Source organism: Anaeromyxobacter sp. PSR-1, from assembly GCF_000964525.1.
In the GTDB taxonomy this organism is placed as follows: Bacteria; Myxococcota; Myxococcia; order Myxococcales; family Anaeromyxobacteraceae; genus Anaeromyxobacter.
The window spans coordinates 1-25,345 of the sequence record NZ_BAZG01000006.1; the positions used below are offsets into that span (position 1 = coordinate 1).

The window sequence follows — 25,345 nt, forward strand, 5'->3', positions numbered from 1 at the left end:
GGCGCTCGCGGCCTTCCTGCGCGACCACGGGGATCCCGCCCAGCGCGTCACGCTCCTGTCGCTCGCGCCGCCGTCGCGGGACGAGGTCGCCGTCGCGCTGGAGGTCGCCGGGATCCGCGCGCCGGTCGAGCTGGCCGGCGGCTTCGGGGCCGGGACGTGGCGGACGCTCGAGACCGTCGCGCGCGAGCGCCGGCTGGACCTGGTGGTCCTCTCGCGCTTCCCCGGCGCGCTGCTCCGCGGCGCGCCCTGGCCGGCGCCCGTGCTGGTGCTGCCGCCGGCCGCGCCGGTCCGCTCGGTGCTCCGGCGGCCGCTGGACGTGCCGGACCTGCTGGACGGCGGCGGCCCCGTCCGGCTGCGCGTCGGCTACGCCTACGGCCTCGGGCGCAACCCGCCGGTCGAGGACCAGGAGCTGGCGCTCGTGTCGGACGGCCGCGTGGTCGCGCGCGTGCGCACGTGCGGCGGCGAGGCGGAGCTGCCCGCGGGCCTGGCCGCCGGCTCGATCGGCGTGTTCCGCGCGCGCGACGCCGAGGGCCTCGACCCGGTCGCCGCGGTGGAGCGGCAGGTCGCGGTGCTCCGCCCGGGCGCGCTGCCGCTCGTGCCGTTCGACGCCGAGCTGGGCCCGGAGGACCTCGCGCTCCTCGCCGGCCTGCAGGGCGCCGAGCCGCTCGCGGTGCGCCTGCGCCCGACCCGGAGCTGCCACCTCGTGCGCGAGCGGCTGTGCGCCGCCGGGCTCGCGCCGCGCGTGGTGGACGCGAGCGCGGTCCTGGACGAGGGCGAGGCGGCGGACGTGGGCGAGGCGCACGACGCCGTGCGCCTGGCGCGGGTGGGCGGCCGCCTGCGCGCGGCCGGGTTCCCGGTCGCCGCGATCGTGCACCGTGGACCCCATCCGCCCGCCGCGATCGGGTTCGAGGCGCTGGAGGCGCACCAGCTCGCCGGGCGCGCGTGGCGCGCGCCGCCGCCCGCGCCGCGCCCCGGCTCGCTCGACGCGCGGCTCGACGCGGCGACGGCCGCGCCCGCGATCGAGGGGAACCGCGTCGAGCTCGAGCTCGAGAACGCCACCGCCCGCCGCTGGCTGCTCGAGGCGATCCGCGGCGCGCGCCGGACGCTCCACCTCCAGGTCTACCTGGCCACCGACGACGACGCCGGCCGGCGGGTCGAGGCGGCGCTCGCCGGCGCCGGGCGCCGCGGCGTGGCGGTGCGCGTGCTGGTGGATTCGCTGCACGGCCTCCACGGCTCCTTCGGCCTCGAGAACCCGCTGCTCGCTCGGCTCGCCGCCCGCCCCGGCGTCGAGGTGCGGGTCTCGCGCCCGGTGGCGGCGGTCCCGAGCGTCGAGGACCTGAAGCGGCGCGACCACCGCAAGCTGGTGGTGGCCGACGGGGCCGTGGCGCTGGTGGGCGGCCGGAACCTCGCGCACGAGTACTACACCGGCTTCGACGAGGTCCGGGTCGGGCCGCGGACGCCGTGGCGCGAGGTGCCCTGGCTGGACGGCGGGGCGCGGGTGCGCGGGCCCGCCGTCGCCGCGGTGGAGCGCGCCTTCCTGGAGGCGTGGACCGGGGCGGGCGGCGCGCCGTTCGAGGTGGCGGAGCCCGGCATGGCCGGCGCGGAGCGGGTGCGGGTGGTGGTGCACCGGGGGCTGCGGGACGCGAGCACGCTCGAGGCCTACCTGGCGCTCGTCGAGAGCGCGCGCTCCCGGCTGCTGGCGGTGAACGGGTTCCCGCTGCTCCTCGAGCTGGAGCACGCGCTCGCGCGCGCGCTGCGCCGCGGCGTCCGGGTGCAGGTGCTGTTCGGCGAGGTCACGCCCACGCACGGCGGCGAGCCGTTCGAGGGCCCCTGGGCCACCGCGCGCACCGCGGCCACCTGGCTGGTCCACTCGCGCATCGACACGCTCGTGGCGGCGGGGGCCGAGGCGTGGCTGCTCGCCGTCCGCGACGTGCCGGGCTGGTCGCCGGAGCTCGGGCTGGTGCGCCCCCACGTGCACGCGAAGGCGATGATCGCCGACGGCCGCGCCTGCGCGGTGGGGAGCGCGAACCTGGACGTCACCGCGAGCTACTGGGAGGACGAGCTGCTGCTCGTGGTCGAGGACGAGGCCGTCGCCGGCGCGTTCGAGGCGCGGGTCCAGGCGCTCCTCGCCGGCTCGACGCGCGTGGACCGCGGCGACCCGGCCTGGCAGCGGCGCGTGCGCGCGCGGGACTGGGCGCGGCACTGGCCGGGGATCCTGTCGATCTGAGGCAGGGGCTGCGGGCCCGAGCGCCGCCGTGGCTACCGGAGCACCGGTTTGAGGTCCACCACCGGCGTCCCGTCGATGGCCTCGATGGGGCCGATGCGCAGGCGGTGTGGCTCCACCGCGCGGACCGTCACCGGGTGCAGGCCGAGCGGATTGGGCCGATCCGGCGAGCGCGTGGCGAACACGCCGGTGAGCGGGTTGCGCGGATCGCCGCGCGGGTGGACCCGGAGCACCGAGCGATCGCCGCGGTGCAGCCAGGTGACGACCACGAGCGCGTCGCCGGCGGCGATGCCGTCGAGGCCGTCCGCGGCCCACGGGTGCACCTCCAGCCAGGCGTCCGGCGCGCCCTCGGAGCCCTGCCTGGGCGCGTCGCCGCGGGCGGTGATCGCCGAGCGGATGACGCCGATGGGCCGCAGCAGCGGCGCGTCGGCACCGGTGTCCGGCGTGGTGACCGTCATGCGCAACCTCCGGGGGCGCGGCCCGTCGCGGGTCGCGTGCGCTCCATGGATAGCCGCCGGGCTCGCCACGGGCAGCGGTGCGTGCCCGGCGGCGCCATGACGCCGGGCGCGCCCCCCGCAGAGGGCAACGAGGTGGGGCACTCCACCGCCTGCCTCCGCGGAGGCGCGCCACCTCGACGCCGGGTCTGGTATGGGCGTGGGGCCTGGCGCCAGCCGGTGCACGGAGGGAGACGGCAAAATGCGAAACCGCTCATGGGTCGTGGCGCTCGCCGCGCTCGCTTGCTCCGGCTCGGGCGGCTCGTCGGGACCGCCTCCGGAGGTGCCCCAGGCATCAGCGCCCACCTTCTCGCCGCCGGGTGGGACCTACGCCTCGGCCCAGCAGGTGACCGTGTCCACCGCCACCCCGGGCGCCACGGTGCGCTGCACCCTGGACGGCAGCGAGCCCACGGAAGTGTCGCCCGCGTGCACCTCGGTGGACGTGGTGGAGACGACCACCGTCCGCGCCATCGCCCTCGCGCCCGGGTACGCGAGCAGCGCGGTCGCGAGCTCGACGTACACGATCGACGCGGCTGCGCCGTCCCCAGCCGAGCCGCCGACGTTCTCGCCACCTGGCGGGGTGTACGCCTCGGCGCAGCAGGTGACGGTCGCGAGCACCACCCCGGGCGCCACGGTGCGCTGCACGCTCGACGGGACCCAGCCCACGCCGGCCACGCCCGCGTGCGCCGACCCGGTGACGATCTCGGTCTCCGCGACGCTCCGGGCCATCGCGACCGCGGACGGGTTCGCGGCGAGCGCGGTGCGCTCCGCCGCGTACACCATCCAGGCGCAGCCGCCGCCCGTGGATCCCACCGTGGCGCAGCAGCTCGAGGCGCTCGCCTCGAAGCGCCAGCTCTTCGCGCATCAGAGCGTCGGGAACAGCATCCTCTACGGCCAGAGCGGCCACGCCGGGCTCGACGCGCTCCTCCAGGCCAACGCCGCCGCCGGCGTGGCGGTGGTCTACGAGCCGGCGAGCGCCGACGGATCGGCGTTCCCCGCCGGCGGATGGGCCGACACCGCCATCGGGACGAACGGAGATCCGGTGGGCAAGGTGAACGACTTCGATCACCAGGTCCGGGTGCGGTTCGGGGGCGCGCTGGACTTCGTCGCGTTCAAGTTCTGCTTCACCGACATCTGGAACGCGACCGACGTCGCCGACACCTGGGCGCGGTACCAGGTGGTCATGGACGCGCTGGAGGCCGACTTCCCGGGCCGGGTCATCCACTTCACGGTGCCGCTCATGCCGGACGTCACCGACATCGAGGGGAACACCGCCCGCGAGCAGCTCAGCGAGCTCATCCGTGCGAGGTACCGGCCCACCGGGCGCGTGTTCGACCTCGCCGACCTGGAGGCGCACGACGCGCAGGACAACCTGGTCACGCTGGGCGGCGTCCGCGCGCTGGCGCTCGACTGGAGCGGGGACGGTCACTTCGACGCGCACCTGAACGACGCGGGCGCGGACCGGGTGGCGCGAGCATACGTCGCGTTCATGTACGCGGTGGCGATCGGCGCCGCGCGCTGAGCGCCGGGACCCGGTGTGGCGGGAGAACGATGCGACGGATCGGCTGGATGCTGACGGTGGCGGTGCTGGCGTGCTCCGGCTCCGGGACGAGCGGCCCGGGGTCCGGCGGTGGGGACGGCGGGGACGGCGGTGGCGGCGGCGACGCGGCCACGCTAACGGAGCAGCTCCGGGTGCTCGCCACGAAGCGCCAGCTCTTCGCGCACCAGAGCGTGGGCGCGAACATCCTGTACGGCGGCGCCTGGGACGGGAGCGGCGGGCTGCAGCGCATCCTGCGCGACCACCCGGAGGGCGGCGTCGTGCTGGTGAGCAACCCGGCGGGTCTCGCGAGCATCCCCGCGGGCGGGTGGGCGGAGGTGGAGCTCGGCACGAACGGCGATCCCATCGGGAAGATCGACGAGTTCGATCGGCTCGTCCGGACCATCTTCACGGGCGGGCTCGACCACGCGGCCATGAAGCTCTGCTTCGCCGACTTCGCGGAGTCCACCGACGTGGCGCCGATCTGGGCGCGCTACCAGTCCGTCATGGACGCGCTGGAGCGGGACTTCCCGGGCCGCATCGTCCACTGGACCGTCCCGCTCACGTCCTGGGTGCAGGGCGGGGCGAACCTGCGGCGGGAGGCGTTCAGCCAGCTCGTCCGCGCCCGCTACGGCCCGACCGGCCGGGTGTTCGATCTGGCCGCGATGGAGCAGCGCGACGCGCAGGGGAACCTCGTCGTGATCGACGGGATCCCGGCGATGGCGCCGGACTGGAGCCTCGACGGCGGCCACGTGAACGACGTGTTCGCGAACCGCGTCGCGACCGCGTACATCGGGTTCATGGCGGCGATCGCGACGCGGTAGGCGGCCCCGCCGGCGCTCAAGGGCACTGCAGCATCGCACGCACGTCCGCGGCGGCGGCGCCGAGCGGGCCCGCCTGCTCGGGCGTGAGCTTCTTCCCGGTCTGCGCGGCGACCGCGTCGGCGAAGGACGCGAGCGCGTCGCAGGCGTCGGGGACGTCCTGTGCATCCAGCGCCGCGAGGACCGCGGCGAGCTTGGCGGCCAGGCTGATCGCCGTGCCGCGCGGCAGCACCATCCCGGCGAGCGTCGAGACCAGCTGCTCGATCTCGGCCGTCGGCGCGGTCTTCCAGAGGACCGCGTGCGTGGGCCCGTAGGCGAAGTCGTCGCGCGGGACCAGCGGGACCAGCTCGGACCAGCCTGCGACCCTGTCGAGCGAGTCGACTGCGTTCGCCCGGCCCTTCAGGCCGTCCAGCCCCCAGTAGCCGAGATCGACCATCCCTCCGTCCGCGGTCCAGGTGAACGCGTGCTGCGGATGATCGTCCCACAGCGAGCTCCAGCCCACCACCTGCCCGCCCGGATTCACGGCGCGCGCCACGGTGTGGGTCCCGCCGAGCGTCCCGAGGTCCACGCAGCCACCTGCCGCCGTCCACAGGATCGAGCGCACGCGGGCCACGCCGAGCGAGCTCGCGACGACGTGCCCGCCGTCGCCGAGCGCGAGGACGTCGTACAGCGTGCGTCCGCAGGAGAGCACGACCGTGCCGGCGGTCTCGGTCCAGGAGAAGATCCCGGGCGAGTCGTCCGGGAGCGTCGTCATCCCGGCCACCTGGCCGGCCGCGTTCACCGCGATGGCCGCACCGGCGCCGAGGTCCACCCTGCCGCCCGCCGCCGTCCACGAGAACGCGCGCCTCGAGCCGTCGGCCTGCTCGGTCCACCCCACCACCTGGCCCGCGCCGTTCACGCCGAGCGCGTCGCTGCGGGTCCCGGCGCCGAGGTCCACCATCCCGCCGGCCGGGGTCCAGGAGAACGCGTGCCAGGAGCCGTCCCCGCGCTCCGACTGCCCGACCACCTGGCCGGCGCCGTTCATGGCCCGCGCCTCGCTCTGCGCGCCTCCGAGCGTGCCGAGGTCCTCCATGCCGTCCGCCGCCGTCCACCGGAAGGCGTGATAGGCGTCGCCCGGTAGGTACGCGCCGCCCGCGACGTCGCCGCTCGCGTTCACCGCCACCGCCTCGCTGAAGGCACCTCCGAGCGTGCCGAGGTCGGCCATGCCGCCCGCCGCGGTCCAGCGGAACGCGTGGTGCGCGCCGTCGGCCCGGAGCGAATTCCCCGCGACGTACCCGGCGTCGCTCAGCGCGACCGCCTCGCTGGACGCGCCGCCCAGCGTGCCCAGGTCGATCATCACCGGAACTCCCTGCGCCGCAACGCTCGAGCCGATGCACGAACAGCAGCACGCCACCACCATCCGAATGCCAGGCGTCATGGGCCCCCCCGGACCGGCGCCGCCGCGATGCCGCGCTCGCCGGGGACGCCCGGCGGCCGGCGCGTGCGCGCCCGCCGAGAGGCAAGCACTCCGAGTGCGGACGTTCAACCGAACAGGAGGGGACGGTCGAAGGCGTTCCCTCCTCCCGGCGTCGAGGGCGCGCGGGACGCGACGGTCCGGCCGCGCGCGGCGACGCACGCCGGGGGGGAACCCGCCCGTGGACGCCCCGGGGGCGCGGCAGCGCCGCACGCGCGCGGCTGTCACGGACGCCGGCGCGAGCCCTCTCAACGGGGGGGAGCGCCGAGGACACGCTTGAAGCCGATCGCCGTCGCCATCACCTGCCTGCTCGCCGCCTCGGCCGTCGCCGCGGAGCCGGACCCGGCCCGCGCGGACGCCGTCGTGGCCGTGCGGACCCCGCGGCCCATCGCGCTGGACGGGCGGCTCGACGAGGAGGAGTGGGCCGCCGCGCCCGCGTACAGCCGGTTCGTCGAGAGCTTCCCGAACCCCGGGCTGCCCGCGAGCTTCCGCACCGAGGTCCGGGTCCTCTACGACGACGCCATGGTGTACGTAGGCGTGATCTGCTTCGACCCGCAGCCCGGCGCCGTCGTGCGCCAGCTCGCGCGCCGCGACACCGACACCACCGCGGACCGCGTCGAGGTGGCCATCGACTCGGGCGGGGGCGGGCGCACCGCCTACGTGTTCACCGTGAACGCCGCCGGTGTGCTCCGCGACCAGCTCGTCTACGCGGACGTGAACACGACGGACAGCTGGGACGCGGTCTGGGACGCGGCCGTGGCGGACGACGCGCGCGGCTGGTCGGTCGAGCTCGCCATCCCGCTCCGGCAGCTCCGCTTCTCGTCGGCGCCCGAGCAGCAGTGGGGCTTCGTGGTGCGCCGGCACGTGCCGCGGACGCACCAGGTGTTCGGGACGGTGCTCGTGCCCCGCGAGGCGAACCCGCTCAACCCGGGCAACCTGGTGGTCTCGCGGTTCGGCCGGCTGGAGGGGCTCTCGGAGCTCGCCCCGCCGCGGGGCCTCGAGCTCCTGCCGTACGTCGCCGCGCGCGCCACGGTGCGCCCGCAGTACTCGGACCCCTCCCGGCCCGATCCCCGGCTGGTGGACCCGCTCGTGGACGTCGGGCTCGACCTGAAGTCGCCCCTCGGCTCGGGCCTCACGCTCACCGGCGCCATCAACCCCGACTTCGGCCAGGTCGAGAGCGACCAGGTCATCCAGAACCTCCAGAACTCGGAGCCGTTCTTCCCCGAGAAGCGGCTGTTCTTCATGGAGGGGCTCGACGTGTTCGAGCCGGTGGGCAGCGAGTACGGCGCGCAGCAGCAGCTCTTCTACTCCCGTCGCATCGGCCTCGACGCCCCCATCCTCGGCGCCGCCAAGGTCACCGGCAGCGTGCGCCGCGGGCTCGAGCTCGGCGTGCTCGACTCGGTGGTCATGGGCGCCGGGAACGCGGCGCTCGTGCCGCTCGGCTACGGGAACCCGGATCCGGCCGCGCTCGCGCCGGTGGAGCAGGACCCGGACCGCAGCTGGCGGTTCCGCCTGCGGCAGCCCTTCCGGCTCGGCCCGGAGAACGCGCTGCCGTCGGCGCACCCGGTCAGCACCAACTACTTCGCCGCCGTCGCCCGGCAGCGGCTCGGGGGGCGCGCCACCGCGGGCGCCATGTTCACCGCGGCGACGCCGCTCGAGCCGCGCTGCCGGCGGCGCGAGTTCGCCACCGAGGATGACTACCGGGCGGCCGGGTGCGCGTCGCGCGGCTCCAACGCGCTCGGGCTGGACCTCACCGTGCCGGGCGACTGGGGCGGCTTCGCGCAGGTGGAGGCCTCGCAGGCGGTGGGCGGGCCCGAGGGCGGGCGCACGCTCCGCGACGGCACGGTGCTGCGGGCGGGCGATCTCGGGTTCGGCGGCCACATGCGCTGGGGCAAGCTCGGCGGCGAGCCGTGGCGCTTCGAGGTGCAGTACCTCTACGAGGACGCCAAGCTCGATCTGAACGACGTCGGGTACCAGCCGCTCTCCGACTTCCAGTGGGTCGACCTGGTCGGCCGCTACGTCCGGCCCAACGGCTTCGGCCCGTTCCACTCGTTCAGCGCCGACAGCACGCTCGACGTCAACTGGGACGCCGACGGGAAGATGGCGCGGAGCCTCAACTGGTGGACCTCGGCGAAGCTCCAGCTCCCCGGGTACGAGGAGCTGAGGGTGCGGCTCAACGTCGAGCACCCGCAGTGGGACACGCGCGAGATCGCGCGCTCGGGCATCGCGTTCGAGCGCACCGGCCACTGGTACGTGACCGCGAGCCTGGCCTCGGACCCGCACCGCGAGCTGCAGGGCAAGGTCGAGGTCGTCTACTTCCGCACCATGGACGAGGGCCCGTTCGGCCCATCGAGCGGCTGGTCCGGCTCGCTCACCGGGAGCTGGCGTCCGCACCCGCGCCTCGAGACGAAGCTCGAGGCGGGGTACGAGCACAAGCCGCAGGGGCCGCGCTGGCTGGAGACGCTCGCCGACGGCACCGCGGTGTTCGGGGTCCAGGATCCGCGGTTCGTGTCGGTGACCCTGCGGCAGCAGCTCGTGTTCACCCCGCGGCTGAGCGCGCAGCTCTACGCGCAGGCGTTCAGCTCGGCCATCCGCTGGGGCGACACGTTCTACGGCGCGTCGGTGACCGGCCGCCGGCGCGTGTCCTGGGCCGATCTCGCGCCGGTCCCGTACGCGGGCGATCCGGCCTCGCACGACGCGACCGTGAACCTGAACGCGGTGGTCCGGTGGGAGTATCGCCTGGGCTCCACGCTGTACGTCGTCTACACGCGCTCACAGAGCGAGCTGCCCGCGCGCGACGGGGACGTGCCGAGCGGCCTCGGCTCACCCGACCTGTTCCGCGGCCGGGCGGTGGACACGTTCCTGGTGAAGTGGAGCTGGTGGCGGGGCGGGTGAGCGTCCGGCGCGGAGGAACGGCGGCATCCGGCCGCAACCCTTCGATGGCGTGGACGCGGCCGGGACACGGACACACCGTCGAGGCGTGTCGCCCGCCGCGGGCGGACCCGCAAGCGAGCGGCTAGGCCGGCGTCCCTCCCCCCCGGGTCCGCCGGCCTCTTCGCGTCCTCCGCCCGCGCTCAGCGGGTCGCCTCGCCGAGCAGGACGCCGCGCAGCCAGCGCGCCGTCTCCAGGAACGACGGGCCGTCGTGGATGAGGTTCCGGCCGCGCTCGACGGTCGAGGTGACGATGCGGTCGCCGAGGCGCCCCGCCCAGCCGCGCGCGGCGGCGAGCGCGCGCGCGTCCACCGGGTGCTCGGGCTCCTGGAACACCACCAGCCACTCCGGTGCGCGGCGCTCCACCTCGCCGAGGTCGAGGGGGGCGTACGCGAACGGATCTTCGCCGAAGAGGTTCTCGGCGCCGGCGAGCTCGAGGACGTCGTGCACGAACGCGCGGCCGCCGAACCTGCGCGGGTGGGCGCCGAACCACAGCTCGGCGTAGACGCGGGGCCGCGGGGCCGGTGCGCTCGCGACCAGCGCCGCGGCCCCGGCCTCGATCGACGCGCACAGGGCGCGCGCCTCCGCGAGCCGCCCGGTCAGCGCGCCGAGCGCGACGGCGTTCTCGAGGATCCCGAACCGGCTCTGCGGCACCGGGAGCAGGTAGGCCGGGAGCCCCTCCGCGGCCAGCCGCCGCGCCAGCGGGAGCTGGACTCCGTCGGTCACCACCACGAGGTCGGGGGCGGCGGCGCGGATCGCGGCAGGGTCGGCGCGCACGTAGTCGCCGACCACCGGCGCGGCGAGGCCCGGGACGTAGCGCGCGCAGTACGGCGAGACGCCGACCACCGCGGCGCCGGCGCCGACGGCGAACAGCGTCTCGGTGGCCGACGAGACCAGGCTCACCACGCGCCTGGCCGGGCCGTCGAGCGTGAGCGTGTTCCCGAGGACGGGGCTCGTCACCTTCACGGCGGGGCCCCTCACGCCGGCCCCGCCGCGTGCTCGTGCCCGAGGTGGCGCCGGAAGAAGCCGTGGAACCGGTGCGGGAAGGACGCGCCGGTCAGCACCATGAACGGGCAGAGATCGTGGACGGGCTCGACGCCGCTGGCGCGGCACAGGGCCAGCGCGCCCGGCGTGGCCGAGCCGGCGCCCGCGCCGCGGTGCAGCCAGATCCGCCGGATGCCGGCGCGGAGCGCGTCGCCGACCACGGCCTCGGTCGCGGAGCGCGGGGTGACGATGATGGCGGCCTCGGCCGGCGGCTCGACGTCGGCGAGGGAGGCGAAGGCGAGGCGGCCGTCCACCTCGGCGAGCGCCGGATTCACGGGGACGGCGTCGTAGCCGCGGGCCACGAGCTCGCGGAACAGGTAGCGGCTGAAGTCCTTCTCGTCGCGCGACACGCCGGCGACGGCGATGCGGCGCACGGCGAGGATCTCGCGGGCACGATCGACGGGGAGCGTCATGGCGGTCCTCCTGGCGCCTGTCTACACCCGCGGCGCGTGCGGCGGGGCACCGGATTCTCGGGGACGCCCGATCGATCGGCGCCGCCGCACGCCGAGGGAGGATGCGCCGCCCTGGTCGCCCGGGACCGGATGGGAGGTTTCGCCGAAGGTGACGGAGCTCTCGGCTAGAGTTGCCGGGGTGCGAGGGCGCGGTCGCGCCCGGCCGGAGGAGCGATGGGGCGTGGGCGCTGCGACCAGTGCGGGGAGGAGCACGAGGAGCTGGAGCCCGGCTTTCACCGGCCGGACGCGGTGTTCGCGGTCCCGGAGGAGGAGCGGGCCGACCGGGTCCGCGAGTCGGACGACCTCGTCTCCATCGACGGCGAGGCGTTCTTCATCCGCTGCGTGGCGCCGATCCCGGTGCGCGGGCGCGAGGAGCCGTACCGCTGGGGCTTCTGGGTGAAGGTCGCGCGGGAGGACTTCGAGGCGTACCGGCGGACCTTCGACGGCGGCGCGCCCGCCGACCACCCCGGGTTCCGGGGCACGCTCGCGAACCAGTCGCACGTCCTCCCGCCCACCCTGGGCCTCGAGGTGCACGTCCACCTCGGCCGCGGCCGGCAGCGGCCCAGCCTCATGCTGCTGGACGGCTCGCACGTCCTCACGCGGGCGCAGGAGATCGGCGTCGTGCCCGCCGTGATCCGCGCCTGGTCGGAGCGTTGCGCCCACGGCGCGCGCGCGGCGCCACCGGACGAGTCGGAGCCCGAGCCCGCGCCCACGCTGGAGGAGGAGGGCTGGAGGCTGCTCCATCCCGGCGAGGTGGGACGCGTGGCCGAGGCGCTCGCGGCGCCGCCCGCGCCGGGCGACCTCGTGAAGGCGTCGTTCGCGTTCCTCGCCGCGGGGCCGCACGGCGAGCTCACCGAGCGAACCGAGCACATGTGGGTCCAGCTCGACGCGGTGCGCGAGGACGGCTGGTGGGGCGGGACGCTCGACAACCAGCCGTTCGTGCCCGGCCCGCTCGCGGCCGGCACGCGGGTCTGGCTGCGCGCCGAGCACGTGCTCGCGTTCATCGCGGGCGCGCCGGCCGCACCGGGCGCCGGCGAGCCCGGCGCCCAGCCGGCGGCGAAGGGGCGCGTCAGCAGCCTCCGCCGCTGGCTCCGCCGCGTGCGCGGCGACGCGTGAGGGCGGGCATCGGCCCGGGGGGCGGCTGCCTGCCGACCTGAGCGGGCGTCTCCCGCGCGGCTCCACGTCCGTCGTGGCCAGGTCAGTCGAGCAGCGTGAACGTCACGACACGGCTGACCCCGTCCGGCATCACGACGTGCAAATCAAAGGTCCCGGAGCCCAGGCGCTGCGTCGCGAGCTGCAGCACGTACTGCATCGCGTCCGGGTCATAGCGAAATGCGCCGGTCGCGAGCTTCATGGTCATCGAGCCCCCATCCGCGTGCGCGCTGATGAACGCGCTCGCAGCGAGATCGGCGATCCGGGCGCTGGCCCCGGTGAGCTGGAACTTGACCGGAATCGTGCTCCCGAGGCGGAGCATCGCGATGGCGTCTCTTCGGAGCGGAGGAAGAACGCCGCTCCACGAGAACGAGACGTTCACACGGAACGACCCCGTGCCGACGTTTCCCGCAGCGTCCGTGGCCAGGCAAGTCGTCTCCGTCGTGCCCGGAGGAAACAGCGATCCCGACGCCGGCTCGCAGATCGGCGTGAGGGCCCCGCTCCCCTCGTCCTCGGCGGAGACGACGTAGGTCACGATGGCTCCCTGGGAGCTGGTGGCGCTCACCTGGAGGTCGTCCGGCACGAGCACCAGCGGCGCCTCGAGGTCGTCGAAGCGCGCCGAGACCGTCGTGGCGCGGTCCACCAGCACCTCGCAGCCAGCGACGCCGTCGCAGGCGCCGGACCAGCCGACGAAGGTCGATCCCGGGTCCGGAACGGCCGTGAGGGTCACCAGCGTCGGTGCGTCGAACGGCGCGGCGCACGTGGCGCCGCAATCGATGCCGCCGGGCGACGAGACGATGGTCCCGGCCCCGCTTCCGGTTCGCTCGGTCGTCAGGTACGCCCACGTCATCAGGAGCCGCCCCGCGACGGGCAGCAGCTCCCCCAGGCCACCCCATCCCGTGCGCCCGGCATGCGCGACGAGCGAGGTCCCGTGGCCATCGCTTGCCAGGTCCGCGGCAGCGGCCTGTGCGGTGACGACCTGGTCCTCCGCGTCGAGGACGACGCCGTCGGCGCTGATCCTGCGCTCGACGATGGAGTCGGAGGTCGACCACAGCGCGACGAAGTGTAGGCCGTCGTGCGCGATCGCGAGGCCGGGCTGCTGGAGGACGGCGTCCGTCACCGGGAACGACGAGGGATCGAAGCCGGTCGCGCCCGGGTCGAGGGTGGAGGCGGCGATGCGGTACTCGCACCGCGGAAGGCTGAGGTCCCGGGAATCACGCCACAGCACGACGCAGGCCCCGTCGGCGCACGCGATGCTGGGCGCCGGGCCGGACGTGCAACCGACAAGGTAGCTCGTGCCGGCGTCGGCGATCGCGAGCCCCGGCGAGTCCAGCGCTACCCCGGCGCCGTCGACCCGGGCGGCGAAGACGTCGCCAGAGCTCCACACCAGGATGAAGCGGGCGCCGTCGAACGCCACGGCCGGCTCGAACGCTTCGCTCGTCGCGAGGTGGTCGGTGTCGACCGGCTGGAGGAAGTCGGCGCCTCCCAGAAGGGCGGCGCGCAACCGTTCGCCCCCGTGCTCCTGCTCGTCCCACGCCACGAGCACGTTCGTCCCGTCGAACGCGGTGGAAACCCGTGGCGGCGAGAGCCGATCACAGGCGGCTCCGCAGAACGGGCACGTCTCGGAGTCGGAGATCAGCAGCTCGGCGGGATCGACGAGGCTTCCGTCGGCCCCGACGCGTCGCGCGAGGACGTGGAGCTTGCTCCCGCTGCTCGGCATGCACTCGGGGGTGGCATTGAAGCGGTACTCGGCCCAGGTGACGAGGAAGTTCGTGCCGTCGTGGATCACGTCCAGCGTGTAGGCGCCGGGCGGCGCCACCGGGATGCCGTCGGCGTCGATCACGGTGCCGTCCAGCGCCACGCGCGACGCGACGATGCCCCGCCCGTCGATCCATGCGACCAGGTACCGAGCTCCATCGAACGCCACCTTGGCGCCGCTCCCCGGCCAGGCCACGTCGATCCCGATTTCCGGAGAGACGACCGGATCCAGGACCGCCGGGAATCGCGACGCATCCAACGTCGCCGCCGGCACGGTGAGGACGATGTGTCCTCCCTCGAACCTGGCGGGCACCGGCGTCGCGCGACCGGTCGCATCGATCCAGCTCGCGTGACCATATCGGAAGGGCAGGTCGTCTCCGCGACCCTGGAAGTGGAGCCCCGTGCGTGTCTCGGCGCGGAACGCGGCACCGCCCACGCGCACGCGCACCGAGAGATCGCCTCCCCCCGCGGGCCGACCGGCGAACTCCCAGGACTGCTCGAGGCCTGCCTCCCCGTTCTCGATCCGTTCGACGACGCCGCCGCGGGCGAAGGACAGGCCACCTGCGCCGTCGGCTCGCGCGCCCGATGGACGGCCACCGATCGGCGTGCCACCGCGGGCGATCTGCACGGTCTCGAGCTCGAGCGCCGCGTCGGAGCCCTTGACCCGCGGGCGGACGGTGAAGGTCCCATCGCCGCGCGCGTCCACCGTGTACAGCCGATGTCCGCTCGTGAACCCCGTTCCCTCCGGCGAGCGCTCGAAGACGCTCGCGCGCGCGAGCTGCGCCACGCGCAGCGCGGAGGACGGGGACGAGACGACGGCGCTCTCCACGCACGCGTCGCCGCTGGTCCCACAGGCGGCGAGCGCGACGGCGAGCGTCACGAAGGTCGACGTGAAGCGGCTCATGCGACTCCCCCTGGGGTCGCACGCTGGGACTCACGCATGAACGCCCGGTGCGACGCGCGGGGCCCAGAGCAGCACCCCGGCCATCGCGACCGCAATCGACAATCAGGGGTGCGTGGAAGTGACTAGGAGTGCTCATGTACGGGGCTCACGGGACCTGCTCACCCCCGGTTCACCCGGAGCCGCCTCGGCAGCACCACCCGCCGCGCGCCGCAGGCGGCCGCGTGGCGTTCCAGGCAGGCGAGGAGGTCCGCGCGATCGAGGCCGGCGCCCGGCTCCACCCACACCGCGCGGACGCGGAGCGCGCCGTCCCGCACCGCGCCGTCCAGCCGGCCCACCAGCGCGTCGCCCTGCAGCAGCGGGCACACGTACCAGCCGAAGCGCCGCAGGTGCGCGGGGCGGTAGACCTCCCAGGTGTAGTCGAAGCCGAACGCGGCGCGGACGAGGCCGCGGTCCCAGAGCAGCGGATCGAGCGGGCCGAGCAGGCGGACGCGGCCGTCGGGCGGCGGGTGCCGGCGGCTCGCGAAGCCGCGCGGCGCGAGGAACGTCCGCCGCGAGCCGGCGACCTGGACGGCCTCCACCGCGCCCTCGGACACGAGCGCCTCCGGGATGCGCGCGCGGCGCGCCGGCTCCAGCATCGACCAGGTGGAGCCGCCGGCGGTGGAGAGGAGGCCGGCGGCCTCCACCCGCTCGACCACCGCCCAGCGGTGGAACGCCTCCGCGCGCCGCGCCCGCGACCGGCCGCGCGGGTGGACGCGCGCCCCGGCGGTGCCCGGCAGGGCGCGCTCCGGGACGTCGTAGACCTTGCCGCGCGCGGAGCGCCCGCACACCACCACCTCGCAGCGCGTCTGCAGGACCTCGAGCGCCATCTTCTCGGCCCGCGGCGTGCCCTTCCAGCCGCTCCAGTCGAGCCGCTCCACCGGGCCGTGGTCGGTGAGGTCGTCCGCGGCCACGGGGCCGCGCGCCCGCACCTCCTCGAGCACCTGCTCCACCACCCCCGGCGGGAGCCGCCGCAGCCGCTCGGCGTGCGACCACCACGGCGCCTCGATCGCGAGCTCGTCGCGGTACCAGGGGAAGGCGCCCGCGGGGAGGAGGCAGCGCTCCTTCGCGAAATGCTCGAACGCGTGACCGGGCAGGAGGTGGCGGTACACGTCGCCCTTCGCGATGCCGTCCACGCGCGCCAGCGCCACCAGGTCCGCGTTGGTGCCGAGCGGATCGAGCGGGTCGAGCTGGATGCAGCGCAGGCGCTCGAGCAGCGCGCGGACGCCGTCCGGGCCGGCCGGGAGCTCCGGCGCGCGGAGCAGGTGGTGGCCGACGAGGAAGGCGCGGGCTTCCGAGGGGGTGAGGGTCGTCATCCGGGTCGCCGCATCCTGGACCTCGGGTATGACGCCCGGCGGGCGGACGCGCGAGCCGATCGCCCGGCGGGCCGCCGCTCAGAGCGCGTGAATCCATCCCCGGACCGAGCCAGGCGGTCGAGACGCGAGCAGCGCGAGGCGCGACGACCGAGCATGCCCCGAGGCATGTGAGGGAGGAGCAACGACGCGATGCGACGCGGATCGGCCGCCGCGGCGACGGGAGGGGATGGGTTCACGTGCTCTCAGGCCCGCCGGGGGACGAGGCGGACGCTGGGCGCCTTCACCATCGCGGTGACCTCGCGGCCGGCGACGAGCCCGAGGCGCTCGGCGCTGGCGCGGGTGACGAGCGCGACCAGCCGGACGCCGACGTCCACGGTGATCCGGACGAGCGGGCCCTCGTCGCGGCGCGCCGCCACCACGCCCGCGAGCCGGTTCTGCGCGGAGGTGGCGTGCTCGCCGTCGTGCGGCTCGAGCACCACGTCCTCGGCCCGGACGCAGGCGTACGCCTCGTCCTCCACGCCGCCCGGGTCGAGGGCGACGAGCTCGGCGGCCCCGGCGCGCACCACGGCGAGGCCGTCGTGGCGGCGGAGCAGGCGCGACGGGAACACGTTCTCCGTCCCGACCACCCGGGCCACCTCGGCGTCCACCGGGGCCGAGAAGACCTCGTGGACGGGGCCGACCTGGCGCACGGTGCCGTCGAGGAGCACGGCCAGCCGGTCGCCGAGCGCGAGCGCCTCGGTGCGATCGTGGGTCACGACCACGGCCGGCACGCCCGAGGCCTCCAGCAGGTGGCGGAGCTCGCCGCGGAGCGCCTCGCGGGTCGGCGCGTCGAGCGCGGAGAGCGGCTCGTCGAGCAGCAGGAGCCGCGGCCGCGGCGCGAGCGCGCGGGCGAGCGCCACCCGCTGGCGCTGGCCGCCCGAGAGCTGCCCGGGCCGGCGCGGCAGCAGCTCGCGGATCCCGATCCGCTCCGCGACCTCGGCCACGCGCGCCGCCCGCGCCGCCCGCGGCAGGCGGTGGAGGCCGTACCCGACGTTCGCCGCCACCGAGAGGTGCGGGAACAGCGCGTGGTCCTGGAACAGCAGGCCGATCCCGCGCGCCTGGGGCGGGACGAACACCCGCCGGTCCGCGTCGAACCAGGCCTCGCCCCCGAACGAGATGGCGCCGGCGTCGGGCCGGTCGAGCCCGGCGAGCGCGCGCAGCACCGTCGTCTTGCCCGACCCCGAGGGCCCGAACAGCACGGTGACGGCCTCGCGCCCGAGCGGCCAGCTCGCGCGCGCCCGGATGGTGGGGCCGCGCGGGAACCGCCGGGCGACGTCGAAGGTCAGCGCTCGTTCCATCGGAAGGCCGGCCGGCGCTGGAGCGCGTAGACGAGCGTGAGCACGCCGAAGGAGATCGCGAGCAGCAGGCCCGCGGTCCGGTGCGCCGCGGCGTACTCGAGCGCCTCGACGTGGTCGAAGATGGCGACCGCCAGCGTGCGGGTCTTGCCGGGGATGTTGCCGCCCACCATGAGGACGACGCCGAACTCGCCCAGCGTGTGCGCGAAGCTCAGCACCGCGCCCGCGAGCACGCCCGGCCAGGCGAGCGGCAGCGTGACGCGCAGGAACGTCCCGAGGCGCGAGACGCCGAGCGTGTGCGAGGCCTCGACGAGCCGGCGGTCCACGCCGGCCAGCGCCGCGGCGAAGGGCTGGACGGCGAAGGGGAGGCTGTAGAGCACCGACGCGACGAGCAGCCCGGCGAAGGAGAACGGGAACGGGTGGCCGGCGAGGGCCTCGAAGGCGCGGCCGGCCGGGCTCCGCGGGCCGAGCCCGGTGAGCAGGTAGAAGCCGAGCACCGTGGGCGGGAGCACGAGCGGGAGCGCCACCACCGCCTCGACCAGGACCTTCCCGCGGAAGCGGCTCACCGTGAGCCACCACGCGAGCGGCAGCCCGACGGCGAGCAGGACCAGCGTGGTGAGCCCGGCGAGCTTCAGCGAGAGCGCGAGCGCGGCGGCGTCCATGGCTACGGGAGCCCGTACCCGTACTTCGCGAGGACGGCGCGGCCCTTCGGGCCGGTCAGGAACGCGAGGAAGGCGCGGGCGAGCGCGGGGTCCCGGGCCGTCCGGAGGACGACGCCGGACTGCGCGATGCCGGGGACGAGCGCCTCGGGGACGGGCACCGCCCTGCCGGCCGCGAGCTCCTTCCCGAGCGCGAGCGAGGAGGGCAGGAACGCCACGTCGGCGGCGCCGGTGCTGGCGAACTGCGCCGCCTGCCCGACGCTGGTGCCGAGGACGAGCCGCGGCCTCACGGCGTCCCAGACGCCGGCCGCCCGCAGGGCCTGCTCCGCGGCGCGGCCGAACGGGGCGAGCGCGGGGTTGGCGATCGCGATCCGCCGCACCCCGGGATCGGCCAGCGCCGCCAGCCCGCGCTGCTCGAGCGGCACCGTCGAGCCGGGCGGGAGCCACACCACCAGCCTCCCGAGCGCGTAGACCTTCTCGTCCGCGGCGTCGGCCAGCCCCGCGGCGATCACCTTGGCCGGGTAGTCGCGGTCGGCGGAGAGGAACACGTCGAAGGGGGCGCCGTTCCGGAGCTGCGCGAAGAACGCGCCGGACGCGCCGAAGGTGAGCGCCACCCGGACCCCCGGGCGCTCGGCCTCGAAGGCCTGTCGCAGCTCCTCGGCGGCGGTCTTGAGGTTCGCCGCGGCGGCGACGGTGAGCGTGGCCCCGGGCGCCTGCGCCCGCGCGGGCGCGGCCGCGAGGAGCGCCGGGAGCGCGACGGCGAGCAGGCTGCGGCGGATCACGGTGGTACTCCTGATGGGACGAACGGGTAACAACAGGCAACCCTATACTCCGGTAAAGCCGCATACGGCAACCAGCGTCGGCCAGTCCGGTTCGCCAGGCGCCGCCGCGGCTGCTAGAGTCGGGGGCGCGCATGCCCGATCAGCTGCTCACGACCGCCGAGGTCGCCGAGGTCCTCCGGGTCCACCCGAAGCACGTGTACCGGCTGCTGAGGCGCGGGCTCCCCGCCCGCCGCGTCGGCGCGGAGTGGCGCTTCTCGCGCGAGGACGTGCTGGCCTGGTCGGGCGGCAGGGCGGCCGAGGCGCGCAGCGAGACGCCCGCGCCCGCCGCAGGGGGCGCGCTCGACGCGGCCCCCGCGCTCGTCGCCGCGAACGGCGACGTGGCCGTGCTCTCGCTGCTCGCGCTCGCCGCGGCGCAGGGGCCGCCGCTCCTCGGCTTCGTGCAGGCCGACATGGCCGAGGCCGCCGACCTGCTGCGGCGCCGCGCGGTGCTGGCGGCGGGCGCGCACGCGGGCGGGTTCCCGAGCCACGTGGGCGACGACCGGGTGGCGCGGATCCACCTCGTCACGCGCGAGATCGGGCTCGTCCACCCGCCGGGCCGGCCGGTGACGCTGGAGGAGCTGCCCCGCCGCCGGCTCGCGTCCCGCCCCGGGAGCGCCGGCGTCCGCAGGCACCTCGACGAGGCGCTGCGCGCCCGGAAGCTCGACCCGGCGCGCGCCCACCGGAAGGCGCTCCTGCTGCGCTCGCACCTCGAGGTCGCGCTGGCCGTGGCGGCGGGGCGCGCCGACGTGGGGCTCTGCTCGCGCGCGTGGGGGGAGCGCGCCGGGCTCGCGTTCCTGCCCATCGCCACCGAGCCGTACGGGCTGATCGTGAAGGCGCGCGACCTCGGCGACGCGCGCGTGGTGCGGCTCTGCGAGGTGGCGCAGGGCAGGGCGTTCCGCGCCGAGGCCGGCGCCATCCCCGGCTACGACGTCGAGGGCGCGGGCGACATCCGCTACGACGCCTGAGCCATCGCGCCGGCGGGGCGTGCGCGAGCGCCGGAAAGGGAACGGCCGCGACCGGCGGAGCCGATCGCGGCCGTGAGGCGATCCGCGGCGAGGGCTAGTTGCCGGACGGGACCTTCCCCTCGACGCCCTTCACGTAGAAGTTGATGGCGCCCTTCCACGCGTCGTCGGCGACGGCGTCCTTCGCGAGGACCTCCTTGCCGGCGTTGTCCACGAGCGGGCCCTTGAACACGGCGACCGCGCCGGTCTTCAGCCCCTCGCGCGCGGTCTCGAGCGCCTGCTGGACGTCGGCCGGGAGGAAGGAGGCGGGCTTGACGTAGTCGATCATGCCCTCCTTCACGCCCCACTTCGTCACCTCGGTCTTCCAGGTGTTGTCCATCGCCTCGCGGAACGACTTCTCGTAGTAGACGGCCCAGTTCAGCGCGACCGAGCCGAGGTGCGCCTTGGGCGCGAACGCGCTCATGTCGCTGTCCCAGCCGAAGCCGAGCTTGCCGTTGCGCTCGGCGGCCTGGAGGACGGCGGTCGAGTCGGTGTTCTGCAGCAGCACGTCGGCGCCCTGGTTCAGCAGCGACTGGGCGGCCTCGGTCTCCTTGGGCGGGTCGAACCAGGAGTTCACCCACACCACCCGCGTCTTCACCTTCGGGTTCACGCTCTGCGCGCCCAGGGTGTACGCGTTGATGTTGCGGAGCACCTCGGGGATCGGGAACGAGCCGACGAAGCCGAGGGTGTTGGTCTTCGTCATCTTGCCGGCCACCACGCCGGCGAGGTAGGCGCCCTCGTAGAACTTCGCCTCGTAGACGCGCAGGTTGTCGGAGGTCTTGTAGCCGGTGGCGTGCTCGAAGCGCACCTCCGGGTTGTCCTTCGCCACCTTCACGATCGACTCCATGAAGCCGAACGAGGTGGCGAACACGAGCTTGTTGCCCTGCGCGACGAGGTCGCGGAGCACGCGCTCGGCGTCGGGGCCCTCGGGGACCTTCTCGACGAAGGTGGTGGTGACCTTGTCCGCGCCGAGCTTCTCGACCGCGGCGCGGCGGCCGAGGTCGTGCGAGTAGCTCCAGCCGGCGTCGCCGACGGGGCCGACGTAGATGAAGGCGGCCTTGAGCGGCTCGGGCTTGGCCGGCGCGGGCGCGGCGGCGGGCGCGGGCGGCGCCTCCTTCTTGGAGCAGGCGGCGAGCGTCGCGCCGAGCAGCAGCGCGCCGAGCGCGATCCGGCGGGTGAACGAGCGATTCATGGTGTCGATCTCCCCCTTGTCAGGGTCTGGATGACTGCGGGTGCTTCGGGTGCGGCTTCAAGCGCCGGGGAAGAACGGCTTCCCCAGCGAGGCGGGCATGTTGAGCCGGATCCACAGCGGGTTCCGGGAGATGAGCGCGAGGACGGCGATGGTCGAGACGTAGGGCAGCATCGCCATGAACTGGCTCGGCACGTGGACGCCCCGCGCCTGCAGGTGCAGCTGGAGCATGGTCACGCCGCCGAACAGGTACGCGCCGAGGAGGATGCGGGCCGGCCGCCAGGTGGCGAACACGGTGAGCGCCAGCGCGATCCACCCGCGCCCGGCCACCATGCCCTCCACCCACAGCGGCGTGTAGACGACCGACAGGTACGCGCCGGCGATGCCGCACAGCGCGCCGCCGGTCACCACCGCGGCGAAGCGGATGCGCCGGACGCCGTAGCCCAGCGCGTGCGCGGACTGCGGCGACTCGCCGATGGCGCGCAGGAGGAGGCCGGCGCGCGTGCGGTAGAGGAAGTACGCCGCGGCCGCGACGAGCGCGATGGCGAGGTAGACCACCGGGTGGTGCCGGAACAGCGCCGGCCCGACGAACGGCAGGTCGGCGAGGAACGGCACGCGGTGCGGCGGCTGCTCGCCGAGCTGCTTGCCCACGTAGCCGATGCCCACGAACGCCGAGAACCCCGAGCCGAACAGGCTCACCGCCAGGCCGGTCGCGTACTGGTTGGTGTTGAGCCACACCACCAGCCAGCCGAAGACCGCCGCCACCGCGGCGCCGCCGGCCGCGCCCGCCAGGAAGCCGAGCCACTCGCTCCCGCCGTCGTGGGCGGCCGCGAAGCCGGCCACCGCGGAGACGAGCAGCATGCCCTCGGCGCCGAGGTTGACCACCCCGGCGCGCTCGTTGAGCAGCAGCCCCAGGCCGGCGATGGCGAGCGGCGTCCCGGCCGCGAGCGTCGCGGCGATGAGCAGGGCGAGCTCGTTCACGGCGCGGTCCTCCGGCTCCAGCCGACCAGCCGGAGCCGGTGGTGGATGAGCGTGTCGCAGGCGAGCAGCGAGAGCAGCAGGATGCCCTGGAAGACGCCGCTCACCGACGCCGGCAGCCCGACGCGCGACTGCGCGAGCTGCCCGCCGATGACGAGCGCCGAGAGCACCACGCTCCCGAGCAGCGCGCCGATGGGGTGGAGCCGGCCCACGAACGCGACGATCACCGCGGTGAAGCCGTACCCGCTCGCCACGTGCGGCGTGAGCTGGCCCATGGGGCCGACCGCCTCGAACGCGCCGGCGATCCCGGCGAGCCCGCCGGAGAGGAGCAGCGTCGTCCAGATGGCGGAGCTCGCCGAGAAGCCCGCGTAGCGCGCCGCGGCCGGCGCGGGGCCGCCGATCTGGAGGCGGACGCCGCGGTAGGTCCGGAACATGAACAGCCACATGAGGATCGCCGCGACCAGCGCGAAGACGAAGCCCCAGTGCAGCCGCAGGCCGGGCACGATGCGCGGGATCTCGGTGGACGCGGAGAAGTTGACCGTCTGCGGGAAGTTGAAGCCGCGCGGGTCCTTCCACGGCCCGAACACGAGCCACGAGAGCAGCAGGTCGGCGACGTACACCAGCATCAGGCTGACGAGGATCTCGTTCGCGTGGAACCGGTCCCGGAGCAGCGCCACGATGCCGGCCCAGGCGGCGCCGCCCGCGGCGCCCGCCAGCACCACCAGCGGGAAGAACGCCCAGGGCGAGAGCGCGAGCTGCGCGTTCGTCACCCACAGCGCCAGCCCGCCCCCGGTGATGGCGCCCATCAGGAACTGCCCCTCGGCGCCGATGTTCCACACGTTGGCGCGGAAGCACAGCCCGAGGCCGAGCGCGCACAGGATGAGCGGCGTGCACTTGAGCCCGAGCTCGGTGAGCGCGCGCGCGCCGTTGAACGGCTCGAACAGGAACATCGAGAGGACGCGCCCCGGCTCCTTGCCGAGCGCGAGGAACAGCAGGCCGCCCAGCGTGACCGTCACGGTCAGCGCGATGACCGGCGACAGCACGCTCATCGCGAGCGAGGGGGTGGGGCGGACGTCGAGGCGGATCACGCGGGCCCTCCGGCGACGGCCTCGGGGCGGCCCGGGCCGCCCGCCCACAGCCCGCTCATCCACTCCCCGATGCGCTCGACGGTGGCGTCGGCGGCGGGCAGGGGCGGCGAGAGGCGGCCCTTCGCGATGACGTGGAGCCGGTCGGCGAGCGCGAACAGCTCCTCCAGCTCCTCGGAGACCACCAGCACCGCCGCGCCGGCGTCGCGCAGCCGGAGCAGCTCGGCGTGGATCTGCGCGGCCGCGCCGACGTCCACGCCCCAGGTCGGCTGCGCGACCACGAGGACCTTCGGCACCGCGTCGAGCTCGCGCCCCACGATGTATTTCTGCAGGTTGCCGCCCGACAGGCTCCGCGCCACCGCGCCCGGGCCGGCGGCCTTGACCCAGTAGCGCCGCAGCACGCCCGACGCCTGGTCGCGGAGCGCGGCGCGGTCGATCCAGCCGAACGCGCGCAGCGCCTCCTGGCGGGTGAGGAGCATGTTGGTGGCGAGCGAGAGCGACGGCACCGCGCCGCGCCCGAGCCGCTCCTCCGGGACGAAGTGCAGCCCGCGGCGCCGGCGCCCGGCCGCGCCGGTGCGCCCGATGGGCTCGCCGAACAGCCGGATGGCGCCCGCGTCCGCGCGCGGGTCCTCGCCCGAGAGCGCGGCGAGCAGCTCCTGCTGGCCGTTGCCGGACACGCCGGCGATCCCGACGATCTCGCCCGCGTGGACCTCGAGCGACACGTCCTCGAGCGGGACGCCGAAGCGGTCGTGGCAGGGGAGGGCGAGCCGCTCGACCGAGAGCGCCACCGGGCCGAGCTTCGCGGCGCGGCGCTCGAGCCGCGGCGGCTCGGCACCGATCATCATGCGCGAGAGGCTGGCCGTCGTCTCCTGCGCCGGGTCGCAGGTCGCGACCACGCGGCCGCCGCGCAGCACCGTGCACGCGTGGCACAGCTCCAGGATCTCGTCGAGCTTGTGGCTGATGTAGAGGATGGAGCAGCCGCTCGCGGCGACCTGGCGCAGCGTCTCGAAGAGCTTGTCCACCGCCTGCGGCGTGAGCACCGCGGTCGGCTCGTCGAGGATGAGCAGCCGCGGGTCGGCGAGGAGCGCGCGGACGATCTCGACGCGCTGCCGCTCGCCCACCGACAGCACGTGCACCGGGCGGAGCGGGTCCACGTCGAGGCCGTACTCCGCGGCCTTGGCGCGGATCCGCTCGGTGACGTCGCGCAGCGCCACCTTGCGCGAGAGCCCGAGCCACACGTTCTCGGCGACGGTGAGCGAGTCGAACAGCGAGAAGTGCTGGAACACCATCGCGATGCCCAGCGCCCGCGCGTCGTGCGGGGTGCGGACCTCGGCCGGCTGCCCGTCCCAGAGGATCTCGCCGGCGTCGGGGGCCACCGCGCCGTAGACCACCTTCATCAGCGTGGACTTGCCGGCGCCGTTCTCGCCCAGGACAGCGTGGATCTCCCCCGGCGCGACGGTGAGCGCCACGTCGTCGTTCGCGACGACGTCCCCGTAGCGCTTGGTGACGTGCCTCAGCTCGAGGCGCGGAACGCTCACGTGGGCCCCTGGTCCTTCGCGCCGCGCTGCCGGATCGGCGAGACGAACCGGTAGTCGATGTCCCACGGGAAGTAGATCCACTTCTCCTGGCGGAACTCCTTCACGAACGTGTCCACCACCGGGCGGCCGAGCGGCTTCGCGTACAGCGTGGCGAAGTGCGCCTTCGGGAGCTTCTCCCGCACCGCCGCCGCGGTCCGGCCCGTGTCCACCAGGTCGTCGATGAGCAGCCAGCCCTCGCCGTCCCCCGGGACCGTCTTCAGCCAGCGCAGCTCGCCCTGCTTCGCCTCCGCGCCGCCCGTCTCGGCGGCGCCGTAGCTGACCACGCAGACCGTGTCGATGAGGCGGATGTCCAGCTCGCGCGCCACCAGCGCCGCCGGCACGAGGCCGCCGCGCGTGATGGCGATGATGCCCTTCCAGTCGCCGAGCTCGTGCAGCACGCGCGACAGGTAGCGCGCGTCCCGGTGCAGCTCGGGCCAGGAGATGACGATCTCGTCCTGGTACGGACCGGGCCCGGATCCGGCGTGGACCTCGCCCTCCCCGCTGCCGGGAGGGCCCTTCGTCGCGTCTGCCGCCATGGCACCTTGTACTGGAAGGGGCTGACGCAGGGGAGGGGGAAATC

At 75.2% G+C, this 25,345-nt stretch carries 20 protein-coding genes and 1 pseudogene; 7 read left to right on the forward strand and 14 right to left on the reverse strand.

Annotated features, from left to right (window positions below; translation table 11 throughout):
• Positions 1-2,227, forward strand: a 2,227-nt coding sequence (locus tag PSR1_RS01875; protein WP_059435952.1) for a phosphatidylserine/phosphatidylglycerophosphate/cardiolipin synthase family protein, incomplete at its 5' end; no start/stop codon positions are given.
• Between the two features lie 32 nt (positions 2,228-2,259).
• On the opposite strand, the gene tsaA is transcribed toward PSR1_RS01875, so the two are convergent.
• A complete protein-coding gene (tsaA, locus tag PSR1_RS01880) occupies positions 2,260-2,682 on the reverse strand; it encodes a tRNA (N6-threonylcarbamoyladenosine(37)-N6)-methyltransferase TrmO (protein ID WP_059435953.1) in 423 nt (140 codons plus the stop codon).
• 238 nt (positions 2,683-2,920) lie between these two features.
• On the opposite strand from tsaA, the pseudogene PSR1_RS24345 reads away from it, so the two are divergent.
• From PSR1_RS24345 to PSR1_RS01890, 3 genes and pseudogenes are all read left to right on the forward strand, one after another.
• Positions 2,921-3,436 (forward strand): annotated as a pseudogene (locus PSR1_RS24345) (chitobiase/beta-hexosaminidase C-terminal domain-containing protein); the annotation flags it as partial.
• A gap of 84 nt (positions 3,437-3,520) precedes the next feature.
• Complete coding sequence (locus PSR1_RS24350) at positions 3,521-4,240, forward strand: hypothetical protein (RefSeq protein ID WP_237757791.1); 720 nt, start codon at positions 3,521-3,523, stop codon at positions 4,238-4,240.
• Between the two features lie 29 nt (positions 4,241-4,269).
• Positions 4,270-5,079 (forward strand): hypothetical protein, encoded by an 810-nt coding sequence (locus tag PSR1_RS01890; RefSeq protein WP_059435954.1) that lies wholly within the window; start codon positions 4,270-4,272, stop codon positions 5,077-5,079.
• Between the two features lie 16 nt (positions 5,080-5,095).
• Here the strand turns inward: PSR1_RS01890 and PSR1_RS01895 are convergent, their stop codons facing one another.
• Positions 5,096-6,493 (reverse strand): hypothetical protein, encoded by a 1,398-nt coding sequence (locus PSR1_RS01895; RefSeq protein ID WP_082100106.1) that lies wholly within the window; start codon positions 6,491-6,493, stop codon positions 5,096-5,098.
• A gap of 312 nt (positions 6,494-6,805) precedes the next feature.
• Here PSR1_RS01895 and PSR1_RS01900 point away from each other — a divergent pair, with 312 nt between their 5' ends.
• On the forward strand, positions 6,806-9,424 hold the full coding sequence (locus PSR1_RS01900) for a carbohydrate binding family 9 domain-containing protein (protein WP_059435956.1): 2,619 nt from the start codon (positions 6,806-6,808) through the stop codon (positions 9,422-9,424).
• A 179-nt stretch (positions 9,425-9,603) separates the two neighbouring features.
• Here the strand turns inward: PSR1_RS01900 and PSR1_RS01905 are convergent, their stop codons facing one another.
• A complete protein-coding gene (locus PSR1_RS01905) occupies positions 9,604-10,425 on the reverse strand; it encodes an ABC transporter substrate-binding protein (protein ID WP_059435957.1) in 822 nt (273 codons plus the stop codon).
• 11 nt (positions 10,426-10,436) lie between these two features.
• Positions 10,437-10,916 (reverse strand): CoA-binding protein, encoded by a 480-nt coding sequence (locus tag PSR1_RS01910; RefSeq protein ID WP_059435958.1) that lies wholly within the window; start codon positions 10,914-10,916, stop codon positions 10,437-10,439.
• Positions 10,917-11,129: 213 nt separating this feature from the next.
• Here PSR1_RS01910 and PSR1_RS01915 point away from each other — a divergent pair, with 213 nt between their 5' ends.
• A complete protein-coding gene (locus tag PSR1_RS01915) occupies positions 11,130-12,071 on the forward strand; it encodes a DUF2199 domain-containing protein (RefSeq protein ID WP_059435959.1) in 942 nt (313 codons plus the stop codon).
• Positions 12,072-12,153: 82 nt separating this feature from the next.
• Here the strand turns inward: PSR1_RS01915 and PSR1_RS01920 are convergent, their stop codons facing one another.
• The 5 genes from PSR1_RS01920 to modA all read right to left on the reverse strand — a co-directional run bounded on the left by PSR1_RS01920 (position 12,154) and on the right by modA (position 18,896).
• Positions 12,154-14,769, reverse strand: a complete 2,616-nt coding sequence (locus PSR1_RS01920; protein ID WP_059435960.1) for a PxKF domain-containing protein — start codon at positions 14,767-14,769, stop codon at positions 12,154-12,156.
• A 158-nt stretch (positions 14,770-14,927) separates the two neighbouring features.
• The gene (locus PSR1_RS01925) at positions 14,928-16,121 is read right to left on the reverse strand and encodes a winged helix-turn-helix domain-containing protein (RefSeq protein WP_059435961.1); all 1,194 of its coding nucleotides are present in this window, start codon (positions 16,119-16,121) and stop codon (positions 14,928-14,930) included.
• 242 nt (positions 16,122-16,363) lie between these two features.
• A complete protein-coding gene (locus PSR1_RS01930) occupies positions 16,364-17,458 on the reverse strand; it encodes an ABC transporter ATP-binding protein (RefSeq protein WP_059435962.1) in 1,095 nt (364 codons plus the stop codon).
• Entirely contained in the window at positions 17,443-18,117 is a 675-nt protein-coding gene (gene modB / locus PSR1_RS01935) for a molybdate ABC transporter permease subunit (RefSeq protein WP_059435963.1), read from the reverse strand. Before modB ends, PSR1_RS01930 begins: the two co-directional genes overlap by 16 nt.
• A gap of 2 nt (positions 18,118-18,119) precedes the next feature.
• On the reverse strand, positions 18,120-18,896 hold the full coding sequence (gene modA / locus PSR1_RS01940; RefSeq protein WP_059435964.1) for a molybdate ABC transporter substrate-binding protein: 777 nt from the start codon (positions 18,894-18,896) through the stop codon (positions 18,120-18,122).
• A 131-nt stretch (positions 18,897-19,027) separates the two neighbouring features.
• On the opposite strand from modA, the gene PSR1_RS01945 reads away from it, so the two are divergent.
• Positions 19,028-19,900 carry a helix-turn-helix transcriptional regulator gene (locus tag PSR1_RS01945; protein WP_059435965.1) on the forward strand — a complete coding sequence of 291 codons (873 nt, stop codon included), beginning with the start codon at positions 19,028-19,030 and terminating at the stop codon, positions 19,898-19,900.
• A gap of 94 nt (positions 19,901-19,994) precedes the next feature.
• Here PSR1_RS01945 and PSR1_RS01950 read toward each other — a convergent pair whose 3' ends face one another.
• Genes PSR1_RS01950 through gpt form a run of 5 tightly spaced genes read right to left on the reverse strand, consistent with a single transcriptional unit; the run spans position 19,995 to position 25,301 of the window.
• Positions 19,995-21,128: a BMP family ABC transporter substrate-binding protein gene (locus PSR1_RS01950; RefSeq protein ID WP_059435966.1), complete on the reverse strand. Its 1,134-nt coding sequence runs from the start codon at positions 21,126-21,128 to the stop codon at positions 19,995-19,997.
• A 57-nt stretch (positions 21,129-21,185) separates the two neighbouring features.
• The gene (locus tag PSR1_RS01955) at positions 21,186-22,106 is read right to left on the reverse strand and encodes an ABC transporter permease (RefSeq protein WP_059435967.1); all 921 of its coding nucleotides are present in this window, start codon (positions 22,104-22,106) and stop codon (positions 21,186-21,188) included.
• Positions 22,103-23,191 carry an ABC transporter permease gene (locus PSR1_RS01960; RefSeq protein ID WP_059436008.1) on the reverse strand — a complete coding sequence of 363 codons (1,089 nt, stop codon included), beginning with the start codon at positions 23,189-23,191 and terminating at the stop codon, positions 22,103-22,105. Before PSR1_RS01960 ends, PSR1_RS01955 begins: the two co-directional genes overlap by 4 nt.
• A complete protein-coding gene (locus PSR1_RS01965; protein ID WP_059435968.1) occupies positions 23,188-24,726 on the reverse strand; it encodes an ABC transporter ATP-binding protein in 1,539 nt (512 codons plus the stop codon). Before PSR1_RS01965 ends, PSR1_RS01960 begins: the two co-directional genes overlap by 4 nt.
• Positions 24,723-25,301, reverse strand: a complete 579-nt coding sequence (gene gpt, locus PSR1_RS01970) for a xanthine phosphoribosyltransferase (protein ID WP_082100107.1) — start codon at positions 25,299-25,301, stop codon at positions 24,723-24,725. The genes PSR1_RS01965 and gpt overlap by 4 nt, the downstream gene beginning before the upstream one ends.
• Positions 25,302-25,345: the final 44 nt, after the last annotated feature.

What these genes read in the sequence shown, in the direction of transcription:
- tsaA (WP_059435953.1), bottom strand. Translation starts at nt 2,682, where the DNA reads ATGACGGTCACCACGCCGGACACCGGTGCCGACGCGCCGCTGCTGCGG.
- PSR1_RS01890 (WP_059435954.1), top strand. Translation starts at nt 4,270, where the DNA reads ATGCGACGGATCGGCTGGATGCTGACGGTGGCGGTGCTGGCGTGCTCC.
- PSR1_RS01895 (WP_082100106.1), bottom strand. Translation starts at nt 6,493, where the DNA reads ATGACGCCTGGCATTCGGATGGTGGTGGCGTGCTGCTGTTCGTGCATC.
- PSR1_RS01910 (WP_059435958.1), bottom strand. Translation starts at nt 10,916, where the DNA reads ATGACGCTCCCCGTCGATCGTGCCCGCGAGATCCTCGCCGTGCGCCGC.
- PSR1_RS01915 (WP_059435959.1), top strand. Translation starts at nt 11,130, where the DNA reads ATGGGGCGTGGGCGCTGCGACCAGTGCGGGGAGGAGCACGAGGAGCTG.
- PSR1_RS01920 (WP_059435960.1), bottom strand. Translation starts at nt 14,769, where the DNA reads ATGAGCCGCTTCACGTCGACCTTCGTGACGCTCGCCGTCGCGCTCGCC.
- PSR1_RS01925 (WP_059435961.1), bottom strand. Translation starts at nt 16,121, where the DNA reads ATGACGACCCTCACCCCCTCGGAAGCCCGCGCCTTCCTCGTCGGCCAC.
- PSR1_RS01930 (WP_059435962.1), bottom strand. Translation starts at nt 17,458, where the DNA reads ATGGAACGAGCGCTGACCTTCGACGTCGCCCGGCGGTTCCCGCGCGGC.
- modB (WP_059435963.1), bottom strand. Translation starts at nt 18,117, where the DNA reads ATGGACGCCGCCGCGCTCGCGCTCTCGCTGAAGCTCGCCGGGCTCACC.
- PSR1_RS01945 (WP_059435965.1), top strand. Translation starts at nt 19,028, where the DNA reads ATGCCCGATCAGCTGCTCACGACCGCCGAGGTCGCCGAGGTCCTCCGG.
- PSR1_RS01950 (WP_059435966.1), bottom strand. Translation starts at nt 21,128, where the DNA reads ATGAATCGCTCGTTCACCCGCCGGATCGCGCTCGGCGCGCTGCTGCTC.
- gpt (WP_082100107.1), bottom strand. Translation starts at nt 25,301, where the DNA reads ATGGCGGCAGACGCGACGAAGGGCCCTCCCGGCAGCGGGGAGGGCGAG.